This is a genomic window from Psychrobacter phenylpyruvicus DSM 7000 = NBRC 102152 (assembly GCF_000685805.1).
In the GTDB taxonomy this organism is placed as follows: domain Bacteria; phylum Pseudomonadota; class Gammaproteobacteria; order Pseudomonadales; family Moraxellaceae; genus Psychrobacter; species Psychrobacter phenylpyruvicus.
Window position 1 is genome coordinate 49,836 of record NZ_JMKP01000021.1, and the last position, 6,994, is coordinate 56,829.

The following is a 6,994-nucleotide window of genomic DNA, read 5'->3' on the forward strand; positions in this document are numbered from 1 at the left end:
GCTTAATATAACAGTCAAACAAGACTTGTCTGAGGCGTCATTAGTTGCGTAACCATCTAATGAATCAACCCTATTCAGGGCTAGGGCTTGTGGTTACCATTATATTTTTATTTAAGATATATTGTTATTTAAGACGCTTATTTTTTAAGATGATTGTTCATCGACATAATTCAAGAGGATTACCACTATGATGCGTATTATTCTGCTAGGGCCTCCAGGGGCAGGTAAAGGAACCCAAGCACAGTTCATATCTAAAGAATATGATATTCCACAAATTTCAACTGGCGATATGCTACGTGCTGCTATTAAAGAAGGAACAGAGTTAGGCAAAAAAGCTGAAGGCATCATGAAGTCAGGTGGTTTAGTCTCTGATGACTTAATCATCAACTTGGTAAAAGAGCGTATTGAGAAGCCTGACTGTGCAAATGGCTGTATCTTTGATGGTTTTCCACGTACTATCCCTCAAGCAGAAGCTTTGATTGAAGCTGGTGTTGATATCGACCATGTGGTAGAGATTAGCGTTCCAGATGATGAAATTGTTTCTCGCTTGTCAGGTCGCCGTCAGCATCCAGGCTCTGGCCGTGTTTATCACCTAAAATACAACCCACCTAAGCAAGAAGGCTTAGATGATGTTACTGGTGAGCCACTAATCCAACGTGAAGATGACAAAGAAGAGACCATTCGTGATCGTCTGGCCACTTACCATGAGCAAACTTCTACATTAGTTGGTTTCTATCAGAACAAAGCCAAAGAAGATGCCAATGCACCTAAGTATCACCAGTTTGATGGTACTAAAGACATCGATGTGGTTAAGCAAAATATCCTTGGTGCACTAAAAGGCTAGTTTGTTTTATTACTGAATCTCAATCTAAGTCTGAGTTGAGTATTTAGTTTATAAGCCACTATAAGGCCCCGCTATCTTGTTAGATGCGGGGCTTTTTTATTGGGTTTTATATTTTAATTGGCTCTATATTTTATTTGGCTTTATATATTAAGTTTATCGAGTGGGTTTGGTTTTGAGACTGAATAGGGCAAACAGTCAAATATAACAGATATTAAAAAAGCCACTATAAGTAGCTTATAGTGGCTTTAATTAGACCAGCCTAGTCAAATAGTAGCTAGGTCAGTTAATTGCAGTTGCAGTACAACTAATTAAGCATTGCCTTCAGCATCAGCGGCTTGTTGCTGGCTTTGAGCGTAAGCTTGGTCAAAGTTAACAGGAGCTAACAATAACTGTGGGAAGCTACCACGGGTTACGATATCACTGATAACTTCACGGGCATATGGGAACAAGATGTTAGGGCAGTAAGCACCTAAAATTTGACCAATTTGATCTTCAGGAATGTCTTTGATCAAGAAGATACCAGCTTGATGAACTTCAGCGATAAAGGCTGCTGAACCTGCGTTTTGTGCATTAACAGTAACAGTTAAAACCACTTGATAGTGATCTTCATCTAGTGGTTCAGCGTTAGTAGCTAGATTAATGTCTAACTCTGGTTGCCATTCTTTAGTAAATACTTCTGCACCAGCTACTTCAAGTGACATGTCTTTTACATAAATACGTTCAAGGGCTAGTTGAGGTTGTGCTTGTTGTTCAGCCATAAAAATGTCCTTTTTTAAGTTAAATTTTATGATTATAAAATTATAGAGTTACTAAATGCTCAAAATTAGGCATTCAGCATTTCATCAAGTTTACCACTTTCATTCAATGCGTTTAGCTGATCAAAGCCACCGATGAAAGTTTCTCCGATAAAGATTTGTGGAACAGTTCTGTAGTTATTGGTCTTTTTCATTAAAGCCATACGCTCATCAGAACTCATATCATGCATACCGATTTCTTTATACTCAATGTTTTTTGATTTCAAAAGCTGTTTGGCGTTTGAGCAATAAGGGCAAATAGGGGTTGTATATACAGTAACAGGAGCAGTCATGAGCAATCCTTTTGGTTATAAAATATTTATTGGTGTAGCTTTAAAGTCAATTGTACCAAAACAGCGTCCATTATAATTAAGGGTTTGTCTGGCATTTTGTACCAGATATATTACTTAATGTGTGTAGGGTATTGTCTGGTAACGCAGCCTAAAAATAATCACTGCTTTAATGACCAAATAATAAAGTAATAATAAAACTAAGGTCGTACTAAACTACATAAACACGTACGACCTTATTGTCTAATATTTATTTTGCTTTGGCCTTGGCTTTTCCATCCACAGTTTTTGATTTTTTTACTGTGGCCCCAACCAGCGGCATACCTGCTGCTTGCCAACCGCCAATACCGCCATCAAGACGATATACGTTTGGTTTACCAATCAATTGTACCGCAGCACCTGCTTGAATACCCATATCACAAACCACAACAACTGGAGCTTCAATGGCTCTGATCTCTTCTAAGCGGTCTTTTAATTGGGTGAAAGGGATGTTGCGGCTACCCTGGATATAACCTGTCTCAAACTTTTTCTTGGCACGAATATCAATAATTTGTGCATTTTGAGAGTTAACTAAGGTACCTAAAGTATTGGGTGAAATCTTTTTACCACTGCGTTTATTTTCAACCGTGAAAAATAAAAAGATAAGTACAGCCAAAGTACCAAATAAGAAAGGGTGGTTCCCCATAAATTCAAGCCAACGATCTAGTGACAAAACACTTCTCCAGTAAAATTTTTATGGCGATTATTATAACGTGATAAGCGTTAGAATGCATTAACGACAATAGAGAATTGCTAACTTAACGGTTACAATCCTCTATTAAAAGTATTTGAGTCAATATCTAATAAGTGGGGGTGTCTGCCTCTGCTTGCAAGGTCACCAAACTTTCGACGCGGCGCTGCATGACTTTGCCTTCTGCTACCGCCTGCCATAAAGCACACCCTTTACTATTATGAGTGTGTTTGCAGTCTCTAAACTGACAGTCGCCGGCCAACGGATATAGTTCAACAAAGCCTGCAATAATATCATATGGGGTTAAGTGCCAAATGCCATATTCACGAATACCTGGGGTATCGACAATACCGCCTTGAGTAAGGTCTTCAGGATTAAAAGGCAATAATCGACTGGTAGTAGTAGTGTGTTGACCTAGCTTGGAGTTGGTAGAGATTACATTAACGCTTTGATCGGAGTTGGGCAGTAAGGCGTTAACTAAGGTGCTTTTACCGACGCCTGATTGACCAGCGAATATCACCAGTTTATCTTTAATTTTCTGTTGCAGATCAGTTAGTCCTAGCTCAGCCTGCTGCTGTAAAGGCTCAATATCAGTCAGCTTAGTCTTGGCAGCAGCTTCTTGGCTGCTCTTACTACTAATTTGTGAGGGGTTGAGTAAAATATTTTCAGGGCAGGGGGCTGCTGTTAATACAGTCTCATAGCCTAAGCTTTGATATTCGCTAAGTAAGTTTTTGGTGAAAGCATAGTCTTCAATCGCCAACAGATCTGCCTTATTTAGTACCAAAAGTGGCTTAACATCGGCATGATGGCAAACCACCAAGTAACGGTCTATAAGATTAGGGGCAGCAGCGGGCAGCGGGGCAAAAACAATGGCTAAAATGTCAACGTTGGCAGCCACAGGCTTAAGCTTATGGTAACGGTCTGGGCGCGAAACTAAAGAGGTTCGCGGCTGAACCGACTCAATACGACCAAAGCCGGTATTAGGGTCAGCCACCCAGCGAACCTTGTCTCCCGTCGCTAACATAGGTAAGTTGGTGCGGACATGACAGCGCCAAATATCACCTAACTCAATGGCCTGCCAAAAAGGCTCAGGCTCACCCTCATCCACGACAGGTGGGTTTGGAATAATGGCTGGTAAGGAGGTAACTTGAACCTCCAACTGTTTGCCATAATGAGCCATCACCACGCCATCCATCAAGCTACCATCAATTGACTCTTGTTGCTGAGCTTGTTGTTTATCAATGCGTCTAAGTTGTTGCTTGGTTAGCTTACGTTGTCGTATCAAAGCCATAAATTCAAGTTACCTATATTTAAGTTACCTATAATATTGAAGTGTGCTTAAGTAATCGCGAGGGTTACCAAAAACAGTGAGTATCTGAGTGTCTAGGATATAGTTTATTGGGCGTTGGTACAATAAATTCAAAGTTTAACTGTTATATTGCGTGAATAGTTAAGGTCTTAGCGGCTAAATTTGGTAACATACTCGGATTGAGTATTCTGTCTAGCTGCAGATCATAATAAAGGACTTGGCTGTCTACAATTAACTTTATTTTTTTTATTTATCTTTATGAACTAAAAGTGTCTAGGAAATGTTATGAGCGATCATCCCAATAAAATTAAAATTAGAAACCAAGGTAAAAAAGGTCTTATCTGGATTGATTTGGAAATGACTGGTTTAGATACCATGAATGACGATATCATTGAAATTGCGACCATCGTAACCGATGAAGACTTAAATGTATTGGCCGAAGGCCCAGTGCTTGCCATCAAGGTTTCTGATCAAAAATTGAATGCCATGGATGAGTGGAATACCAAGCAGCACGGTCAGTCAGGGTTAATTGATCGAGTGCGCCGTAGTACTGTGACTCTTGAACAAGCCGAAAAAGAAACAATTGAGTTTTTGAGTAAATGGGTAGATGAGGGCAAGTCGCCCATGTGTGGTAACTCAATTTGTCAAGACAGACGTTTTTTGGCACGTCAGATGCCTCAACTAGAGCGCTTCTTCCATTACCGTAACCTAGATGTCTCTTCAATCAAAGAGCTATGCTATCGCTGGCGCCCTGATATTCTAAAAGGGGTAGAGAAGACGGGCAGTCATTTGGCTATGGATGATATTCGTGACTCGATTCGTGAGCTGAAGCACTACCGCCAGCACTTCTTTAAGTTATTAGATTAATTTATTGATATCAAAAAGATAGCTTTTGGGGGCTAATATCTGCTTTAGAAACTAGTATCTAGGGCTATCTAAATCAAGCCTTTGGCTAACTGAGTTTTTGATTAAACCTTATTTTAGGCTTTAATCATAAATCTAACCAGCTGAAGGCTTTCTTTTTGCTCTAATTCTGTGCTTGTGCTTACTGCGATAACTGCTTCAACCTGTTGATAAGAGTTGTCAGGATTTATCACTCGCCAATCCCCCAAGACGTAACGGGGTTTGGTTGGATTGTTTTGTTTATCAGTGACAACCGCATGGACAGCAGGACGGTGAGTGTGACCATGCAATAAAACGTCTACAGGCTTTAAGGCCCTAAGTACCGCCTGTTGATTGACATCCATAATTGACATGGATTTATGGGTTTTATCTAAGGCACTTTTTTGACGAATTTTTTGTGCCAAAGCTATTCTTTTGTGCAGTGGTCTTTTTAGTAATGTCCATTTGATAAGGGGGTTACGAATTATGGCACGGAAACGTTGGTAGGATTTGTCATCGGTACATAGCCCATCGCCATGCTCAAAGCGGAAGTTTTGATTGCCGATAGTAACTAAGTAAGGCTCAGTAATTAGCTCGCCATGAAATAGATCACAGAAGCTTTGTCCAATCAAAAAGTCCCGATTGCCATGCATTACTTTTATCTGGCAACCTTGCGCACTTAGCTGGGTTAGCTTGTCGATAATAGGGGTGAGCCAGTGTTGTTTGACTTCAACAGCGGTTAAGCTTAAGTAGCTGTCATCACCGACCCAGGCATCGAACCAATCTCCAAGAATATAAAATTCAGTCAAATTGGGTAAAGCGATTAAATCATCGACTAAAGCTAAAAAAGCCTGCACTAAGGCAGGCTCATCAGCTGATAAATGCAAGTCACTGATAACCACTCGGCGCACATCATAGGGCCGAGTAGTTATTAGATGGCTGTAATCGATAACAGCAGAGTCATTTATTAGCATCATATCATTAATAACTTATAATTAGCGCTAGGCTAAATTATTCAGAAACCATAACTGCAGATTCGATAATAACTGGCTCTTTTGGCACATCAGCATGCATGCCGTAACGACCTGTTGGAACGCCTTCAATTTTCTTAACCACATCCATACCGCTAGTTACTTTACCAAATACTGTATAGCCCCAACCTTGCATATTTTTGCCAGAGTGGTTTAAGAAAGCGTTGTTTTTTACGTTGATGAAGAATTGGCTAGTGGCTGAATGTGGGTCTTGAGTACGGGCCATAGCAATGGTGCCTTCTTCGTTCTTAAGGCCATTGTCTGCTTCGTTTTCGATAGGAGCATTGGTGCTCTTTTCATTCATGTTAGCGTCCATACCACCGCCTTGTACCATGAAGTCTGGGATAACGCGATGGAAGATAGTGCCATCATAATGACCAGATTTTACGTAAGATACGAAGTTCTCTACAGTCTTAGGCGCTTTTTCAGCGTTTAATTCGATAACTACTTCACCCATCGAGGTGTTTAACTGAACTACAGGCATATCACTCATTTTTGTATCCTTAACATTAGATGTAACATTGGTGTTGGTATTGGTGCCGGCATTATTAGTTGGGGTTGTATTGGTGTTGGTACAGCCCATCAAAAAAAGAGGCATCATTAAAGTGCCAAAACCTAAAGTTTTAAGTGCATTCACAAGATGTCCTAGAGGGCTTTTATTGGACTGAGTGCCAAATAAACCCAAGTTTTATTCATAATTCGTTTCTTTAGGGGATAAAAATATTAACTATAGCCAAAGCTTGGTTAATTTATTTCTGCTAGTAACAGATAACCCCCTTGTTTAAAAAGCGTATTAACACTATATAGGTATTAACATTAATACCCCACTCTCAACACTTTATTAGCAATTCAAACTGAGGAGGCGGGTTACCAAGTTTTTTATTTAAAAGAAAACAGAAATTATGCGCCAGAATCTTACGCGTTAAACGATGAGACAAATGCCATAAATCTCTAGCACGTACTTTCTGTATATTAAAGCAGTCAGACAATTGACCAATAACAGTCTCAATATTACGTCGATAACGCATCAATCGATTAACATCAGACTTAGGTCTATTATCTGTCATATTGCGTCTTAGCGGTGTTTGCAAATCAATACCCTTTGATGCAAAGT

Annotated in this window: 9 protein-coding genes; 2 read left to right on the top strand and 7 right to left on the bottom strand. The window is 39.9% G+C overall.

What is annotated here, in order from left to right:
- Positions 1-190 precede the first annotated feature (190 nt).
- Positions 191-844: an adenylate kinase gene (gene adk / locus G561_RS0109090; RefSeq protein WP_172462172.1), complete on the top strand. Its 654-nt coding sequence runs from the start codon at positions 191-193 to the stop codon at positions 842-844.
- A 308-nt stretch (positions 845-1,152) separates the two neighbouring features.
- On the opposite strand, the gene secB is transcribed toward adk, so the two are convergent.
- The 4 genes from secB to rsgA all read right to left on the bottom strand — a co-directional run bounded on the left by secB (position 1,153) and on the right by rsgA (position 3,949).
- A complete protein-coding gene (gene secB / locus G561_RS0109095) occupies positions 1,153-1,602 on the bottom strand; it encodes a protein-export chaperone SecB (protein ID WP_028859276.1) in 450 nt (149 codons plus the stop codon).
- A 65-nt stretch (positions 1,603-1,667) separates the two neighbouring features.
- Positions 1,668-1,931, bottom strand: a complete 264-nt coding sequence (grxC, locus tag G561_RS0109100) for a glutaredoxin 3 (RefSeq protein ID WP_028859277.1) — start codon at positions 1,929-1,931, stop codon at positions 1,668-1,670.
- 247 nt (positions 1,932-2,178) lie between these two features.
- The gene (locus G561_RS0109105; protein ID WP_037032072.1) at positions 2,179-2,613 is read right to left on the bottom strand and encodes a rhodanese-like domain-containing protein; all 435 of its coding nucleotides are present in this window, start codon (positions 2,611-2,613) and stop codon (positions 2,179-2,181) included.
- Between the two features lie 154 nt (positions 2,614-2,767).
- Complete coding sequence (gene rsgA, locus G561_RS0109110; protein WP_028859279.1) at positions 2,768-3,949, bottom strand: ribosome small subunit-dependent GTPase A; 1,182 nt, start codon at positions 3,947-3,949, stop codon at positions 2,768-2,770.
- Between the two features lie 303 nt (positions 3,950-4,252).
- Between rsgA and orn the strand changes: the two genes are divergently transcribed.
- A complete protein-coding gene (orn, locus tag G561_RS0109115; RefSeq protein WP_037032075.1) occupies positions 4,253-4,834 on the top strand; it encodes an oligoribonuclease in 582 nt (193 codons plus the stop codon).
- A gap of 113 nt (positions 4,835-4,947) precedes the next feature.
- On the opposite strand, the gene G561_RS0109120 is transcribed toward orn, so the two are convergent.
- From G561_RS0109120 to G561_RS14370, 3 genes are all read right to left on the bottom strand, one after another.
- Entirely contained in the window at positions 4,948-5,823 is an 876-nt protein-coding gene (locus tag G561_RS0109120) for a UDP-2,3-diacylglucosamine diphosphatase (RefSeq protein ID WP_028859281.1), read from the bottom strand.
- A gap of 37 nt (positions 5,824-5,860) precedes the next feature.
- A complete protein-coding gene (locus tag G561_RS0109125; protein WP_028859282.1) occupies positions 5,861-6,373 on the bottom strand; it encodes a peptidylprolyl isomerase in 513 nt (170 codons plus the stop codon).
- A 337-nt stretch (positions 6,374-6,710) separates the two neighbouring features.
- Positions 6,711-6,994: transposase (locus G561_RS14370; RefSeq protein WP_028859283.1), on the bottom strand; the 284-nt coding region annotated here is incomplete at its 5' end.